The organism is Marinobacter shunpengi (assembly GCF_045449715.1).
Classification (GTDB): Bacteria; Pseudomonadota; Gammaproteobacteria; order Pseudomonadales; family Oleiphilaceae; genus Marinobacter.
Genome location: NZ_JBJJLA010000025.1, coordinates 79,749 through 95,991, shown reverse-complemented (window position 1 = coordinate 95,991; position 16,243 = coordinate 79,749). Strand labels below are relative to the sequence as shown.

The 16,243-nt window shown below is 61.5% G+C and carries 14 protein-coding genes; 9 read left to right on the top strand and 5 right to left on the bottom strand.

The features are described 5' to 3' along the window. The first annotated feature begins 7 nt into the window (after nt 1-7). Complete coding sequence (locus ACJO3T_RS17875; RefSeq protein WP_406979364.1) at nt 8-820, top strand: OmpA family protein; 813 nt, start codon at nt 8-10, stop codon at nt 818-820. Between the two features lie 67 nt (nt 821-887). Here ACJO3T_RS17875 and ahpF read toward each other — a convergent pair whose 3' ends face one another. Together ahpF and ahpC are read right to left on the bottom strand one after the other, a co-directional pair. After that, nucleotides 888-2,477: an alkyl hydroperoxide reductase subunit F gene (gene ahpF, locus ACJO3T_RS17870; RefSeq protein ID WP_406979362.1), complete on the bottom strand. Its 1,590-nt coding sequence runs from the start codon at nt 2,475-2,477 to the stop codon at nt 888-890. A gap of 251 nt (nt 2,478-2,728) precedes the next feature. After that, nucleotides 2,729-3,295, bottom strand: coding sequence for an alkyl hydroperoxide reductase subunit C (gene ahpC, locus ACJO3T_RS17865; RefSeq protein WP_406965053.1), 567 nt, complete (start codon nt 3,293-3,295; stop codon nt 2,729-2,731). Between the two features lie 317 nt (nt 3,296-3,612). Here ahpC and ACJO3T_RS17860 point away from each other — a divergent pair, with 317 nt between their 5' ends. The 7 genes from ACJO3T_RS17860 to ACJO3T_RS17830 all read left to right on the top strand — a co-directional run bounded on the left by ACJO3T_RS17860 (nt 3,613) and on the right by ACJO3T_RS17830 (nt 11,030). Next, nucleotides 3,613-4,503 (top strand): radical SAM protein, encoded by an 891-nt coding sequence (locus ACJO3T_RS17860; protein WP_406965052.1) that lies wholly within the window; start codon nt 3,613-3,615, stop codon nt 4,501-4,503. 117 nt (nt 4,504-4,620) lie between these two features. Further along, nucleotides 4,621-4,839, top strand: a complete 219-nt coding sequence (locus tag ACJO3T_RS17855) for a hypothetical protein (protein ID WP_406965050.1) — start codon at nt 4,621-4,623, stop codon at nt 4,837-4,839. 7 nt (nt 4,840-4,846) lie between these two features. Further along, nucleotides 4,847-5,629 carry a hypothetical protein gene (locus ACJO3T_RS17850; RefSeq protein ID WP_406965048.1) on the top strand — a complete coding sequence of 261 codons (783 nt, stop codon included), beginning with the start codon at nt 4,847-4,849 and terminating at the stop codon, nt 5,627-5,629. Between the two features lie 121 nt (nt 5,630-5,750). After that, on the top strand, nt 5,751-6,359 hold the full coding sequence (gene betI / locus ACJO3T_RS17845) for a transcriptional regulator BetI (RefSeq protein WP_406965047.1): 609 nt from the start codon (nt 5,751-5,753) through the stop codon (nt 6,357-6,359). A gap of 14 nt (nt 6,360-6,373) precedes the next feature. Further along, nucleotides 6,374-7,843 carry a betaine-aldehyde dehydrogenase gene (gene betB, locus ACJO3T_RS17840; protein WP_406979360.1) on the top strand — a complete coding sequence of 490 codons (1,470 nt, stop codon included), beginning with the start codon at nt 6,374-6,376 and terminating at the stop codon, nt 7,841-7,843. A 99-nt stretch (nt 7,844-7,942) separates the two neighbouring features. Next, the gene (betA, locus tag ACJO3T_RS17835; protein ID WP_406979358.1) at nt 7,943-9,619 is read left to right on the top strand and encodes a choline dehydrogenase; all 1,677 of its coding nucleotides are present in this window, start codon (nt 7,943-7,945) and stop codon (nt 9,617-9,619) included. Between the two features lie 193 nt (nt 9,620-9,812). After that, on the top strand, nt 9,813-11,030 hold the full coding sequence (locus ACJO3T_RS17830; RefSeq protein WP_406965043.1) for a BCCT family transporter: 1,218 nt from the start codon (nt 9,813-9,815) through the stop codon (nt 11,028-11,030). 38 nt (nt 11,031-11,068) lie between these two features. Here ACJO3T_RS17830 and ACJO3T_RS17825 read toward each other — a convergent pair whose 3' ends face one another. After that, a complete protein-coding gene (locus tag ACJO3T_RS17825) occupies nt 11,069-11,488 on the bottom strand; it encodes a hypothetical protein (RefSeq protein ID WP_406979356.1) in 420 nt (139 codons plus the stop codon). A gap of 200 nt (nt 11,489-11,688) precedes the next feature. On the opposite strand from ACJO3T_RS17825, the gene ACJO3T_RS17820 reads away from it, so the two are divergent. After that, nucleotides 11,689-13,233 (top strand): peroxidase family protein, encoded by a 1,545-nt coding sequence (locus tag ACJO3T_RS17820; protein ID WP_406979354.1) that lies wholly within the window; start codon nt 11,689-11,691, stop codon nt 13,231-13,233. 56 nt (nt 13,234-13,289) lie between these two features. Here the strand turns inward: ACJO3T_RS17820 and ACJO3T_RS17815 are convergent, their stop codons facing one another. Both ACJO3T_RS17815 and ACJO3T_RS17810 read right to left on the bottom strand, forming a co-directional pair. Further along, the gene (locus tag ACJO3T_RS17815) at nt 13,290-14,048 is read right to left on the bottom strand and encodes a sulfite exporter TauE/SafE family protein (RefSeq protein ID WP_406965038.1); all 759 of its coding nucleotides are present in this window, start codon (nt 14,046-14,048) and stop codon (nt 13,290-13,292) included. A 10-nt stretch (nt 14,049-14,058) separates the two neighbouring features. Beyond that, nucleotides 14,059-16,221, bottom strand: a complete 2,163-nt coding sequence (locus ACJO3T_RS17810; RefSeq protein ID WP_406965037.1) for a TRAP transporter permease — start codon at nt 16,219-16,221, stop codon at nt 14,059-14,061. Between the last annotated feature and the right edge of the window lie 22 nt (nt 16,222-16,243).

Genomic DNA, 16,243 nt, shown 5'->3' with positions numbered 1-16,243 from the left:
AGACAACATGAACAAGCGATGTCTTACCGCAGGCTCGATGATAACGTTGGCGGGGCTTCTATTATCCGCCTGCGCCGGCACGCCGGAGCCACATCCGGGGCTGGTGGAGGCGCGGGCCGCCTACGACAGCGCCGTGGACAACGAACAGGTCGCCCGCAATGGCCTGTCACACCTGAGGGATGCGGACCAGGCCCTGGACCGGGCCGAGGAACTACTCCGTGAAGGCGCCGACACCGGGGCCATCGACCACCAGGTGTACCTGGCCAGCCGCCATATCGACATTGCCCGGGAGAACGCCCTGCGGGCCGGACTGGAAGAGAAACTGGCGGAAGCACAGCGACAGCGGGATGACCTGCGTATCCGCATCGGCGAACGACGGGCCCAGATAGCGGAAATGGAAGCACGGATGCTGCGGGAACAGATGGATCGCTTGCATGCCGAGCACACCGAGCGAGGCATGGTGATGACCCTGGGGGATGTGCTGTTCGATATCGACGAAGCGGAACTCAAGCCCGCTGGCGAGCAGACGGTGCAGAAGCTGTCCGACTTCATGCAGGAGTTCGGCAACTACCGCGTCCGCGTTGAAGGGTATACCGACAGCATTGGTGAGACCGACTACAACCAGGCCCTGTCGCTGCGGCGTGCGGAGTCAGTCCGCGATGAGCTGCTGGCGGATGGTATCGCCGCCGATCGGGTCGAGGTGGAAGGACTGGGCGAGCAGTACCCCAAGGCCTCCAACCAGACCGCCGCCGGGCGCCAGGAAAATCGCCGGGTGGAAATCGTCATCTCCGACCGGGACGGCAATATCGGTTCCCGCTGATCCGGTTCAACATAAAAAACCCCGCTACCCTTTTGGGCGCGGGGTTCTCTCATCAGGAGCCGTCGGATCAGGCCGCGGCTTCTTCTTCGCCTTCCGGCACCTCGTTGCGGATCAGGAAATCGAAGGCGCTCAGTGCCGCCTTGGACCCCTCACCCATGGAGATGACGATCTGCTTGTAGGGCACGGTGGTGGCATCACCCGCCGCGAACACGCCCGGAATGGACGTTTCGCCACGCTCATCGACAATGATCTCGCCATGCTGACTCAGTTCGATGTCGCCCTTGAGCCACTCGGTGTTCGGCACCAGGCCGATCTGCACGAAGACACCTTCCAGGGCCACGTGGTGGTTCTCGCCGGTGTTCCGGTCCTTGTAGGTCAGGCCGTTGACCTTGCCACCCTCGCCGGTAACCTCGGTGGTCTGGGCGGACGTCAGGATCTCCACGTTCTTCAGGCTGCGAAGCTTCTTCTGCAGCACGTCGTCCGCCTTCATGTCATCGGCGAATTCCAACAGGGTCACGTGGCCGACAATGCCGGCCAGGTCGATAGCCGCCTCGACACCGGAGTTACCGCCGCCGATGACCGCCACGCGCTTGCCCTTGAACAGCGGACCGTCACAGTGGGGGCAGTAGGCCACGCCCTTGTTGCGGTACTCCTCCTCGCCGGGAACACCCAGTTGACGCCAGCGGGCACCGGTGGACAGCACCAGGCTGCGGGCCTTCAGGGAGGCGCCGTTCTCCAGGCGAATCTCGTGATAGCCACCAGTCTGTGAGGCCGGGATCAGCTTCTCGGCCCGCTGCATGTTCATGATATCCACGTCGTATTCCTTGACGTGCTGTTCCATGGCCGCCACCAGCTTGGGGCCTTCGGTGTAGGGCACGGAAATCAGGTTCTCGATGCCCATGGTGTCCGCTACCTGGCCACCAAAGCGCTCGGCGGCGATACCGGTGCGGATACCCTTACGGGCGGCGTAGATGGCGGCAGAGGAACCGGCCGGGCCACCACCGATCACCAGCACCTCGAACGGGTCCTTCTGGTTGATCTTCTCGGCCTCTTTGGCACCGGCATTGCTGTCCAGCTTGGCCACGATCTCTTCCAGTGTCATGCGGCCCTGGCCCCAGGGTTCTCCGTTCAGGAACACCGCCGGTACGGCCATGATTTCCTTGCGCTCAACCTCATCCTGGAAAAGGGCACCGTCAATGGAGGTGTGCTTGATCTTCGGGTTGAGAATACTCAGCAGGTTCAGGGCCTGCACCACGTCCGGACAGTTCTGGCAGGACAGGGAGAAGAAGGTCTCGAACTCGAAGTCACCGTCCAGTGACTGGATCTGCTCGATCACCTCCTGGGATGCCTTCGAAGGATGGCCACCCACCTGCAGCAGGGCCAGCACCAGGGAGGTGAACTCGTGCCCCATGGGAATACCGGCAAAGCGCACGCCGATATCGGAGTTGACCCGATTGATGGCGAACGACGGACGGCGAACATCCGGGTCGTCCTCGGTGCGCAAGGCGATCCTGTCGGACAACGGCTCAATTTCTTCCAGCAGCTCCTTCAGCTCCTGGGATTTCTTGCTGTCGTCATAGGCGGCCACCAGCTCGATAGGCTCCCTGACGTTTTCCAGATAGGCCTTAAGCTGGTCCTTGAGATTGGCATCCAACATAGAGTGTTTCCCCTTCAAAAACAGAATGACTGAACTGAAAATCGCGTTCCAAGGAATAAGATGGTGATAACAATAAGGCCCGGGCCTCGAATGCTCAAATTAATTGACCTTAAGCGATCAATAGGAGATTGCTATAGATGACGTCAAACCCGGAAGAACGGACCGCCAGATACAACAAACCCCGGCCAGGCCGGGGCTTGCGGAAAACATGGGGCCTGCCTGAACAGGTCCCCAACCAGCAGACTGGCTGCTTAGATCTTGCCAACCAGGTCCAGGGACGGAGACAGGGTCTCTTCGCCTTCCTTCCACTTGGCCGGGCATACTTCGCCCGGGTGGTTGCGAACGTACTGGGCAGCCTTGACCTTGCGCAGCAGGTCGTCGGCGTCACGGCCGATGCCTTCGGCAGTGATTTCCATGGCCTGGATAACGCCATCCGGATCCACCAGGAAGGTAGCGCGGTCGGCCAGACCCTGACCTTCACGCATCACACCGAAGTTGTTGGTGATGGTGCCGGTCTGGTCGCCTACCATGTAGTACTGGATCTTGCCGATGGTCTCGGAGCTGTCGTGCCACGCCTTGTGGGTGAAGTGGGTGTCGGTGGACACAGAGAACACCTCAACGCCCAGCTTCTGCAGCTCGTCGTACTTGTCGGCAACGTCGCCCAGCTCGGTCGGGCAGACGAAGGTGAAGTCAGCCGGGTAGAAGAAGAAAACGGCCCACTTGCCCTTCACGTCGGCGTCGGAAATTTCAACGAACTCGCCCTGCTTGAACGCGGTGGCGTTGAACGGTTTGATCTCGGTGTTTACCAGAGTCGTCATTGAGTTACTCTCCTTCAAGTTGATTGAGGTGCTTAAGGTAAACGGTCTACCTTGATTCCTCAAATTGATTGGCTTTAATTGACCAATAGAGCGTATCTATAAAGCATTTGATCCGGAGCATGCCGCCATGGCGTCCGGCTCCCGAAGAGGTTTACTGCACCCTATACATTGGGCAGCTAACAGCAGAATTCAATACGCTTGAGTTAACAAGCTGTTAGGTGTCAGGTGACCTGAAGCCGGCCCACGGATTCACTGTTGCCTCCATATTCGCTAACCTGTGTGACCGTTTCGATACACTCGCTCGGAGTCGCCCCACAATGCATTCGTTCCCCATCCAATACGTTGAGCCGGTCTTCCGCCCACCCAGTGAAGCCAACTCGCTGATCCTGCCGGTGACCAACGGCTGTTCCTGGAACAAGTGCACCTTCTGCGAGATGTATACCGACCCCCAGAAGAAATTCCGGGCCCGCCCGGAAGAGGAAGTACTGGAGGAAATCCGCAAGTGCGGCGAACGCATGATCGTCCAGCGGGTATTCCTTGCCGATGGTGATGCAATGATCCTGCCTACTCATCGCCTGCTGAAGATCCTGGAGGCGATCCGCGAACATCTGCCGGATGTTCACAGGGTTACCTCCTACTGCCTGCCCCGGAACCTGAAGCGCAAGTCGGTGGCGGAACTGAAGGAATTGCACGATGCCGGGCTGCACATGCTCTATATCGGTGCCGAATCCGGTGACGACGAGGTGCTCCGTCGGGTCAACAAGGGCGAGTCCTACGAGTCCACCAAGGACGCCCTGCTGAAGATCGGCGAGGCCGGCATCAAGCGCTCGGTCATGATCCTCAACGGACTGGGCGGCAAGAGTCTGAGCGACCAGCACGCCCTCAATTCGGCCCGCCTGATGAACGACACCCAGCCGGAATTCCTGTCCACTCTGGTGGTCAGCTTCCCCCAGGGCATGGACCGCTACCGGGAACAGTTCCCGGATTTCGAGCCCCTGGACCAGCACGAGCTGTTCCTGGAGGCGAAAAAGCTGCTGGACAACCTGGAGCTGGAGCAGACGGTATTCCGCAGCGACCACGCCTCCAACTACCTGGTGCTCAAGGGCACCCTGGGCCGGGACAAGGAACGAATGCTGGAGCAGGTACGCACTGCCATCAACACACCGGAACGCGCCCGCCTGCGCCCTGAGTGGATGCGGGGGCTGTGAACCTTTCGCATCGTGTCCGGTCGAAAAACCACCAGTTGTGTTATAGAGTGCAGGTATCAACCTGTTTCAGTCAGCCCATACCGGGTCACGGACGAACTGCCGGGAGATCAGAGGAACATGAAGGTATTCAGACTGTTTTCCAACAATGAGGAATCGGCCTACCAGGCGCGCCTTCGCAAGGCCGTGGAGGAGCATGGGGACCATTTCCGTATTGATGACAACGGTGCTGTCAGCGTCGACCTGAACAGCGAAAGCTTCTGCCGCTCACTGTATGCCGAGAACGCCGATGACCTTGGCGAACCAATGGAGGAGTCCCCCAAAGCCGTAGCGGAGTAGCGGCGCCGTGGGGTTTCTCTACATCTTCTTTATCCTGGTCTGCGGCTTTATTGTCGCCAACTACCACCTGCCCACCCGGTTCCGCCAGGGCCGCTCCACCGGTTGGGACTATTATTTCCGCATTGGCCTGCTGGGCTTCTGGTGCGTGGTCTTCGGTTTTCTTGTCACCATCCTGCTGGATACCCTGAACCTGCCCACACATCTGTTCGATCTGGCCGGCTATCCCCTCTCGCAGGTGCAGCAGGCCTGGCTGAATTTTGGTCTGGAAGAAGTCACCTCCCACCAGCTTTCCGTCGCCGTTTTCGCATTGGTCGGTGCGGTGCTGTTCGCCTTCTACAGCCATATCCGGGCCCGCAACAAGGTATTCCGGGTGTCCAGGCTGGCATCCGAGTGCAGCGGCCACCATCTGGAGAAGCTGCTGCTGGATGCCACCGTGTTCAACATGTCGGTTTCGGTCACCCTCAAGTCCCGCAAGTGGTACGCCGGCAAGGTGGTGGATTTCACCCCTGAGACCGGCGGCGTGCGCACTTTCGCACTGCTGCCCATGAAAAGCGGCTATCGCCGGGAGTCCGACCTGCAACTGGTGGATACCCAGGACTACGAGGCTTACTACCGGTTCATGGGTATGAAAGGGGATCACACCGGACGCCTGGACCTGGAACACTTCAGGGTGGTGATACCGGTGGAGCACATCAGCCACATCGCCATGTTCGATCAGGAAACCTACGAGATCTTTACCTTCACCCGACCGCCAGCCCCCTCGATGGGCGTCGCCGGGTCCCGCCTCTGAGCCTTGGCCCCTTCCCGGCCTGACTGATCACTTTTTGCCCACAAACCTTGCAAGACCGTCATCCTTTCGGTAGCCTTTTGTTAATTGAACGTTCAATTAAAAAAGATTACCGAGGAATACGATGCCGATTGTTGGCGTGAAAGACACAAGGAAACAGCAACTTATCGAGGCCACCATGGCCTCCATTGCCGAGCTGGGGATGCAGAACACCACCATCGTCAGCATCAGCAAACGGGCAGGCATGTCGTCGGGGATCATCAGCCACTACTTCGGCGGCAAGCAGGGTCTGATCGAGGCGGCCCTGCGTCACCTGCTGGAGCAGTTGGGCCAGGAACTGCGGGAGCGCATGGCCAGAACCGACGGCTCTCCGGAGCAACGCCTGGCGTGCATTGTCGAGGCCAATTTCTCGGAGTTCCAGCGCTCGGCCCTGGCCGCCAAGACCTGGCTCAGCTTCTGGGCCCGGTCCATGCACGAGCCTGGCCTCAAGCGCCTGCAGCAGATCAACAATGCCCGGCTGTACAGCAACCTGCGCTTTTCCTTTGCCCAGGTTCTGCCAGCGCGGGAAGCCACCGAGGCGGCCCGCCAGACCGCCGCCATGATCGACGGTTTCTGGCTGCGAAGTGCCCTCAGCCTCGACCCGATGGAGAGCTTCGAGGCCGGCGAGCGGCTGATCAAACAGTTTATCGAACAAACCCTGGCCGGCGCCGGGGCGATGCATTCATTGAATTGAGGTTATCGGTCACCATGTCCAACCAGCTTCCTGTCTACCAGAACTACGTCCATGGTCGTTTCCTGCCCAACACCAGCGGGGAAACCTTCCCGGTGGTGAATCCGGCCACCGGCAAGGTGATCTATGAGGTCGAGGTAGCGGACGAATCCATCCAGCGGGCCGCCATCGAAAGCGCCCGTTCGGGCTTCGCCGACTGGTCCGCCATGCCCGCGGTGGAACGCAGCCGCATCCTGCTGCGGGCTGTGGCCCTGCTGCGGGAGCGAAATGACGACCTGGCCCGCACCGAAGTACTGGACACCGGCAAACCCTGGCAGGAGGCGGAAGCGGTGGACGTGGCCACCGGTGCCGATGCCATTGAGTTCTTCGCCGGCATCGTGCCCTCCATGGAAGGTAACCAGCAGGACCTGGGGGGCGATTTCTACTACACCCGCCGCGAGCCCCTGGGCATCTGCGCCGGTATCGGTGCCTGGAATTACCCGATCCAGATTGCCTGCTGGAAGTCCGCCCCCGCCCTGGCCACCGGCAACGCCATGATCTTCAAGCCTTCCGAAGAAACCCCCATGGGCGCCATGCGACTGGCGGAAATCTTCACCGAAGCCGGGGTACCGGCTGGCGTGTTCAACGTGGTCCACGGTGCCGCCGAGGTAGGCCAGTGGCTGACCCACCACCCCGATATTGCCAAGGTGTCCTTCACTGGCGAGGTGGGTACGGGCAGGAAGGTGATGGCCGCCGCGGCCACTACCCTCAAGGACGTCACCATGGAGCTGGGGGGCAAGTCGCCGCTGATCATCTTCGACGACGCCGACCTGGAGAACGCTGTCTCTGCCGCCATGGTGGGCAACTTCTACACCCAGGGCGAGATCTGCACCAACGGCACCCGGGTGTTCGTGCACCAGGACATCTACCCCCGCTTCATGGACCGGCTACTGGAGCGCACCCGCAACAACATCGTGCCCGGCGATCCCATGGACCCGGCCACCAACTACGGCGCGCTGATCTCCAGGAAACACCAGGAACTGGTGCTGCACTACATCGGCAAAGGCCGGGAAGAAGGCGCCACCCTGGCCCACGGCGGTGAAGCGTTCGAGCCCGAGGATTCCCGGGGGGGCTATTTCGTGCAGCCCACTATTTTCACCGACTGCACCGACGACATGACCATCGTGAAGGAGGAAATCTTCGGGCCGGTGATGTCGGTACTGACGTTCTCCGACGAAGAGGAAGTCATCCGCCGGGCCAACAGCACCGACACCGGCCTGGCCGCCGGGGTGTTCACCAACAACATCCGCCGGGCCCACCGGGTCATCCACCGCATCCAGGCCGGTATCTGCTGGATCAACAGCTTTGGCGCGTCACCGGCGGAAATGCCGGTTGGCGGTTACAAACTCTCCGGCATTGGCCGTGAGAACGGGCGCGAAACCCTGGCCCACTACACCCAGCTGAAAGCGGTGTATGTGGGCATGGAAGATATCGACGCCCCTTTCTGAACTCGACCGTTTCGACAGGCCCGGTCCCGACGGCGCAGGCACGGCCCTGCGCTGGACGAACGCCTGTGTGCCACCACTCCGTGAAGAGTGAGGATTGTTATGACCGACAACCAGTTCGACTACATCATTGTGGGTGCGGGTTCCGCCGGCTGCGTGCTGGCCAACCGCCTCACCGAGGATGGCCAGCACAAGGTACTGCTGCTGGAAACCGGCGGCAGCGACAAGAGCATCTTCATCCAGATGCCCACGGCCCTGTCCATTCCCATGAACACCCAAAAGTACGCCTGGCAGTTCGAGACCGAGCCGGAGCCCTACCTGGACAACCGCCGCATGCATTGCCCCCGGGGCAAGGTGCTGGGCGGTTCCTCGTCCATCAACGGCATGGTCTATGTACGCGGCCACGCCCGGGACTTCGATGAATGGGACGCCGAAGGCGCCGACGGCTGGCACTACCGCAACGTGCTGCCTTACTTCAAGAAGGCCGAAACCTGGGCCTTCGGTGGTGACGACTACCGGGGCGATACCGGCCCGCTAGGCGTCAACAACGGCAACAACATGCAGAACCCGCTGTACAGGGCCTTTATCCGGGCCGGTGTCGACGCGGGTTACCTGGAAACCGACGACTACAACGGCGCCCGCCAGGAAGGTTTCGGCGCCATGCACATGACCGTCAAGAACGGTCGTCGCTGGTCCACCGCCAACGCCTACCTGCGCCCGGCCATGGACCGACCCAACCTGACCGTGGTCACCCACGCCCTGGTGCACCGGGTACTGCTGGAGGGCAACACGGCCACCGGCGTGCGCTATGAACAACGCGGCAAGGTGCATGACGTGGGGGCCCGGGAAGAGGTCATCCTGTCCGCCGGATCCATTGGTTCCCCCCACCTGCTGCAGCTGTCCGGCATCGGCAACCGCGAGGTGCTGGAGCAGGCCGGTATCAAGGTGAACCATGAACTGCCCGGGGTGGGCGAGAACCTGCAGGACCATCTGGAGTTCTACTTCCAGTTCCGCTGCAAGCAGCCGGTGTCCCTCAACGGCAAGCTGGACTGGTGGAACAAGCTGAAGATCGGCGTGCGCTGGATCCTAAAGAAGGATGGCCTGGGTGCCACCAACCACTTCGAGTCCTGCGGCTTTATCCGCTCGAAGGCCGGTGTGGAATGGCCGGACCTGCAGTATCACTTCCTGCCGGCGGCCATGCGCTACGACGGCAAGGAGGCCTTCGACGGCGATGGCTTCCAGCTCCACATCGGTCACAACAAGCCGAAAAGCCGGGGCTTCGTGCACGTCCAGTCCGCCGATCCGAAACAGGCGCCCCGCATCCGCTTCAACTACCTGCAACACGAGGCGGACCGGGAAGGCTTCCGGGATTGCGTGAAGCTGACCCGGGAGATCATCAACCAGCCGGCCATGGATGAGTACCGGGGCGCAGAGATCCAGCCCGGGGAACATATCCAGAGCGACGAGGACATCGACGCCTTCGTTCGCCAGGCAGTGGAAAGCGCCTATCACCCATCGTGCACCTGCAAGATGGGCACCGACGGGCAGGCGGTGGTTGACCCTAATACGCGGGTTCATGGCATTGACCGGCTGCGGGTGGTGGACTCGTCCATCTTCCCCACCATCCCCAACGGCAACCTGAACGCCCCCACCATCATGGTGGCGGAACGGGCCGCCGACCTGATCCGGGGCAGAGAACCCCTGCAACCTTCGGATGCGCCCGTGGTCACGGACGATCAGTGGCAGGCGCGCCAACGCCCGGGGCAGGCACGGCGCTAGCGCCAGTACCAGACGATGCCGGAGCACACCCGCTCTGGCATCGCCCGGCTTTCAGGATTTCCCTATCAGCGCGACGACCTTGTCGTTTTCGGGCGCCGGATAGGCAAGTCCTGGGTAGACAACTCGAATCAACAGAGGAGACAACACCCATGACATCGACCCTGATGAGACAGTACAACCGGAGGGCAGGCGTATGACACTCTGGTTATCCACAGGCCTGATCTTCACCTTCGTCGCCATTGTGCTGATTATCTACAAGTGGTGGGACGTGCAGTGCATCGGCGTCACACCGGTGCGTACCTTCACCTTTATCGCCATCCTGTTCACCTCCGGCCTGGACGTGGGGCTGATCATGTTCCCCCTCACCGAGTTCGGCGGCTATGGTGACGTGGGAACCAACCCGGAGTACGGCTTCGCCAACCCCCTGGCCATTGAGTTCGGGTTCTGGGCGTTCCTGATCTGGGGCTTCTACTTCCTCACCTGCTTCTACTTCTGCATGATCGAACCACGGGTGAAGTTCTTCGAGATCCCCCTGGTGAAGGTCATCAACAACGTGGTGATCATCGGTACCTGCGCCTTCACCGCCTACCTGCTGCTGGTGAACCTGCCCTGGTACCTGCCGCAACTGGGCGATGGCGAAACGGTGGTGCCCACCTTCTACCTGATCGTGTTTGCGGCCATCGCCCTGGCGGTGTATTCCAGCAGCAAGATCAAGTACGTGCGTATCCTCAGCCTGGGCTCGAGCTGGCTGTTTATCGCGCTGATCGCCGTCATGTGGGGCCAGGCCTTCCTGGGCGGCCAGGGCAGCCCCTGGGACTTCTTCGTCACCGCCAGCCTGCTGGGCGAGTACTTTGGCAACATCCACCGCTTTGCCCTGCCGATTAACGACTACCACGAATTCTACCTGTTCTGGTGGTTCTCCTGGAGCATCATGATCGGCCAGTTCACCGCCCGGTTTGTCAGTGGCATCCGCACCTGGCAACTGTTCCTGGCGATGCTGTTCGTGCCATCCATCGCCATCGGCACCTGGTTCACCGTGCTCTATCACTATCACGCTCAGGAGCTGTCCATTGCCACGGTCATCAACCTGGCCATGATTACCGTAGGCATCCTGATGGTGATCAATTCCCTGGATTCCCTGATCCGGCTGTACACCGACAACCTGAACCTGACCGTGAAACGGTTCGGTCGACTGCCCTATTTCTTCGGCAACCTGGTGGCCATGGTGGGGCTGACCCTGCTGTTCCAGCTGGACTTCCTGCGTATCCAGTGGGTGGGTGCACTGGTCATCGCCCTGTACTTCGGTTGCTTTGGCTATATCCTGGCGAAAAAGCGCGCGGAGGTGTTCGGTATCGACAGCTCACCCCGGGAGAACGTGCTGGACTTCCACCGGATAGAAACCACCAACTGATCGCGAGAGGCACCTGCCAGGCATGGTGGGGCAGTCGATCACTGTGGCCAGCGGGCCACGTCTTCCATGACGTGGCCCGGTGCCAACAGGACCGCCACTTTGCCGCTTTCGCCGTCGTTAAGACTGTCCGGCTCGCATAACTGTAAGGCCGGCCAACATCCATCGAAAAACGACAGTCTCTTTGGCGGGCGCTCCACCATATGCCTGAAACCGCCCGGCAAAGAAACACTTACCCTCCCCAGCCAGACCGGCATCCCCGCCAATCCCGCTGAATGACGTGGCAATAGCGTCGTCGTGGCCTTCGAAACCGCTGTCAATGTCAGGAATACATAACTGATCAAAATTGACGAGAACGTCTCCGAATGTTCATGAAATTCAATAAAAACACAAAACTTTAACGCGGCCAGTAACGCAAAACAGTCGAGAAGTTTTACAGCCGGCAGGGCTTCTCCCGGCAAACGCCGGCCCCAGGCGCTTCCGCTAGCTGCCGGGGCACGCCAGGCCACTGATATTACAGCGCGTTTACAGTTTTTTGACCAAATGGCACGCAGGATGCTCGATTCCCGTCCCGGAAGCCAAGGCTTCCGGTCACACCTGGTAGTGAATGCAGGGAGTTGAAGCTCCCGAGACCAATGACAAGGACAAGATGGAGAGAGTCATGAACATCAAGGACAACCAGATCCCGGACTCCCAGGACCACGGCAAGGCCAACCTCTGCCCCGGCCACGGAATGGGCGGACGTCACCCTACCCGGGAGGGACTGGGCCGACTGTCGGGACATGATGACCCGGGCATGTTCGGGCGCATGTTTCCGAACCTGAGCCCACTCGATGTGCCCGACCACAAGCTGAAGGCGCTGGCTGAAGCCATGCTGGATCCGGAACCGGATGGCGACGACCGCAGTAACCCGACCATACCCGGTGGCTACACTTACTTCGGCCAGTTCGTGGACCACGATATTACGCTGGACCTGAGCTCACTGTCCGACAAGAAGCGGGATCCCCTGGGCCTGGAGAACTTCCGCACGCCTGCCCTGGATCTGGACAACGTCTACGGCCTGGGCCCGGACGGCTCGCCTCACCTGTATGCCCGTAGTCCGGACGACCCCAGGCAGCGCGGCCCGAAACTGGTGGTCGGCCGCAACATCAATGTGGACTTCGGTGGCATTACCGGTGAATTCCACAACGACCTGCCCCGCAGCCCCGAGGGTATGGCCCTGATCGGCGACCCCCGCAATGACGAAAACCTGGTGGTCGCCCAGACCCAGTTGGCGTTCATCAAGTTCCACAACGCTGTCTGCGACCACCTGACAAGCGAAGGCGTACCGGATGCCGAACTCTTCGACCGGGCCCGGCGAACCGTCACCCATCACTATCAGTGGCTGGTGCTCCACGACTGGATGGAACGACTGTGCGGTGAAGGCACCACGGATCACATCCTGAACGAAGGCCGCAAGTATTACCGGTTCAAGCATACGCCGTATATGCCGGTGGAGTTCTCGGTGGCCGCCTACCGCATCGGCCATAGCATGGTACGGCAGCGCTACAGCTACAACCGGGTGTTCCCGGATACCGGGTTCGATTTCCTGTTCGACTTTACCGGCCTTTCCGGCGGCATCACCGGGCTGCTGGCCCCAGATCCCCCCACCGGGCCGGTGCCGGTCTCCCACCTGCCCAGCAACTGGATCATCGACTGGCGACGCTTCTATGAACTGGATCGTCCGGACGGGATCGCCTTCAATGCGTCGAAGAAAATTGACGCCCTGCTGGCAAGGGAACTACACGAACTGCCCGGGGGTGGAGGCAACCTCGCAGAGCGTAACCTCAAGCGCGGCGTCAGCCTGGGCCTGCCCTCCGGACAGGATGTGGCCCGCGAGATGGGCCTGACACCACTCACCGGTGATCAGATCGCCAGCGGCCCGGATGGCCAGGTGGCCCGTGATCAAGGACTGCACGAGGCCACACCCCTGTGGTACTACCTCCTCAAGGAAGCGGAAGTTACCCACAACGGCGAACGGCTGGGGCCGGTGGGCGCGACGATTATCTCCGAGGTATTCGTGGGGCTGGTTCACGGCGACCACCAATCCTACCTCTGGCAGGAGGGCAAGGACTGGAAGCCCTTCCTGCCCTCGAAGGAACCGGGACGGTTCACCATGGCCGACCTGCTGACCTTCGTGAATGAACTCAACCCCCTCGGGGATTAAACCTGCCCCGTGCGCGGCACCGGCACCGGTGCCGCGCCGTCAGTCGGCATCTCCGCTCAGTACAGGATCAGCCGCACCAGGATGGCCGCCACCATGGCCAGGGTCAGCCACTTGATCCAGCGGGCGCCCTGGGGGCCCATGTTGACCCGCACCGCCATCATGGCCCCGGCCATATTGCCCGCCGCCAGCACGAGACCAGTCATCCAGAGCACCTGTCCCTTGGCGGCGAAGATGGCCAGGGCCGGCAGGGTGTAGATCAGGATAATGAACACCTTGATGACGTTCACCTGGGGCAGGTCGATTTTCAGCATCCGGTAGAGCACCACGATGAACAGGGCACCCACCCCGACCTGGATGAACCCCCCATAGAGCCCGATCAGGAACAGCGCAAGGTATTCCATGGGACCCAGCCGGTCCGGGGTCAGCGGGCGGGTATCCAGCTTCGGCTGAGGCAACAGCATGAACGCCGAGGCACCGATCATGGCGGCGATCAGTATGGACTCGAAGATGGCCTGGGGAATCCAGGTGGCGGTCCAGGCCCCCAGCAGGGAGCCGGCGACGGCGGGGATAGCCAGGCGGATGCTCACCGCCAGGTTGCTGTGCCCCGCCCGGAAGAAACTGCCCACGGCGGTGATGCTCTGCAGGGTGATGGCCACCCGGTTGGTGCCGTTGGCCACCTGTGCCGGCAGGCCCAGGAATATCAGCAGCGGCAGGGTGAGCATCGACCCACCGGCGGAGAGCACATTGATAAAGCCGGCCACGCCGCCGATGGCCACCAGGGCCAGGATCTCCCACAGGGACAGGGAGAAGGTCACAGGGCTGGCCTCAGGCGGTCGCGGTCACACCGGTACCGTGGGAACGGCGGACACTCCACGCCAGCAGGGCGACAAACACCACCAGTCCAGCCAGGTCGATCCAGATCATGCCGTGGGGCCATAGCATCAGTGCTCCGACAGGGAACATCAGCACCCGCAGCCACCACCGCAGGGGATGTTCCAGATATCCTTCCAGGCCCGCAATAATGGCATAGATACCAAACAGGGCAAACGTGAACACCTTGAGCATTTCCAGGGGAGTACCGGAAATCAGCGGCGAATAGGCAAACAGCAGCGGCACAATGTACAGGCCCTTGGCCACCTTCCAGGCAGTGAGGCCCGTGCGCATGGCGGGCGTACCGGCAATGGCCGCCGCGGCGAAGGCAGTCAGGCACACCGGCGGGGTGACGTTGGAATCCTGGGACAGCCAGAAGATGATCATATGGGCCGCCACCAGCGCCATGGTCAGGGCATGGGGGGACAGCGCCTGTTCCAGTAACTGGCTGGTGAAGTTCTCCGGCACCTCCGCCAGCATAGCCACTGCCTGGGCCCGTTCCATGGGGGCGCTGAGCAATTCCGTCGCCTCCGGCGAGGTCAGCATGAAGATCGCCCGGGCCTGCTCCGGCAGGTTACCGCTGGCCATCAGGTCAATGAGTTGGGCCTGGGCAATCAACTGGTAGATGGCGGGGGCGGACAGGGTCGCCAGCACAATGTACGCGGCGGTAACCGGCAGCCCCATGCCCAGGATCAGGGACGCCAGCGCCACCAGCACAATGGTTACCAGCAGGCTGCCCCCGGCCCATTCGGTGATCATCAGCGAGAAAGTATTGCCGATACCGGTGGTGGAGATCACCATCACAATCAGGCCAACGGTAATCAGCAGGATCGCCGTGGTCATGATATTGCGGGTGCCCTGGGCCAGGGCGTCGAGGATATCCCGTAAGGTCATCGGCTTGCGGGCAATCCAGGACGCCACCACCACGGATACAATGGCAATGCCCGCCGCATAGGTGGGCGTAAAGCCGTAGATCAGCGATGCCACCAGCACCACCAGCGGCAGCAGGTAGTGCCAGCCGCCCTTGAGTACCTGACCGAAAGTCTCCGCCTCTTCGTCCTCGAGTTTGACGGCATGGCTGCGCTTGGCCTCAATGCGCACGAACATGGCGACGGAGAGGAAATAAAGCAGCGCCGGCAGGGCGGCAACGCCAATGATGGTGAGGTAGGACACCTGGGTATAGGAGGCCATGATAAAGGCCCCTGCCCCCATCACCGGAGGCATCAACTGGCCTCCGGTGGAAGCAGCTGCCTCCACGCCGCCAGCGAAGCGTGCCGGGAACCCGGCCTTGCGCATCAGCGGGATGGTAATGACGCCGGTGGACACGGTATTGGCCACGCTGGAGCCGGACACCGACCCCATCAGCCCGGAGGAGAACACCGCCACGAACCCGGGCCCGCCCACGAAGCGGCCAGCGGCGCAGCGGGCCAGGTCGATAATAAAATCCCCGGCGCCGGACTTCACCAGGAAGGCACCGAACAGGATGAACATGAACACGTAGGTCCAGGAGATGCGGGCGATGGAGCCCAGCATGCCCTGCCCGCCGATGTACGAACGGTAGAGCACCGTTTCCCAGGTCAGCCCCGGGAAATTGAAAATGCCTTCCACGTACTGCCCCCACCAGGCCACATAGGTGAGTGCAACAATGCACAGGCAGGGAATGAACCAGCCGGTGGTGCGCCGGGCAAACTCCAGCACCAGGACCACCGCGACGATAGAGACCACCCAGTCCGCAGTGGAGAACACCACACCCCGGTCATAGAGGGCATCCTCGAAACCCATCAGGTACAGGGCGCAGCCAAGGGCAGCCAGCCCGAGCACCAGGTCCACCCAGAACACGGCCCGCTGGACACCGGCCCGCTCACTGCGGATCAGCGGCATGGCCAGGGCACAGAGCAGGCCAAACAGGCCGAAGTGCAGCGCCGAAGTCCACAGCTCCGACAGGGTGGAGAAGGTATTGAACCACAGGTGGACCAGGGCAATACCGATGGCCAGCACAAAGATCACCCGGCCAATGACCGGGTGTTCCAGGCGTTCCGGGGCCTCTTTCGGGCTTTCCTCGCGGATCTTTTCCAGCCGGGCATCGACCCCGGCGTCGTCACTACGCGGTTCTGTCACACACGATGTCCTGTCACGGCCC

Coding starts and splice junctions, on each gene's coding strand:
- betI (WP_406965047.1), top strand. CDS start 5,751: ATGCCGATTGTTGGCGTGAAAGACACAAGGAAACAGCAACTTATCGAG.
- betA (WP_406979358.1), top strand. CDS start 7,943: ATGACCGACAACCAGTTCGACTACATCATTGTGGGTGCGGGTTCCGCC.
- ahpF (WP_406979362.1), bottom strand. CDS start 2,477: ATGTTGGATGCCAATCTCAAGGACCAGCTTAAGGCCTATCTGGAAAAC.
- ACJO3T_RS17820 (WP_406979354.1), top strand. CDS start 11,689: ATGAACATCAAGGACAACCAGATCCCGGACTCCCAGGACCACGGCAAG.
- ACJO3T_RS17830 (WP_406965043.1), top strand. CDS start 9,813: ATGACACTCTGGTTATCCACAGGCCTGATCTTCACCTTCGTCGCCATT.
- betB (WP_406979360.1), top strand. CDS start 6,374: ATGTCCAACCAGCTTCCTGTCTACCAGAACTACGTCCATGGTCGTTTC.
- ACJO3T_RS17860 (WP_406965052.1), top strand. CDS start 3,613: ATGCATTCGTTCCCCATCCAATACGTTGAGCCGGTCTTCCGCCCACCC.
- ACJO3T_RS17855 (WP_406965050.1), top strand. CDS start 4,621: ATGAAGGTATTCAGACTGTTTTCCAACAATGAGGAATCGGCCTACCAG.
- ACJO3T_RS17875 (WP_406979364.1), top strand. CDS start 8: ATGAACAAGCGATGTCTTACCGCAGGCTCGATGATAACGTTGGCGGGG.
- ahpC (WP_406965053.1), bottom strand. CDS start 3,295: ATGACGACTCTGGTAAACACCGAGATCAAACCGTTCAACGCCACCGCG.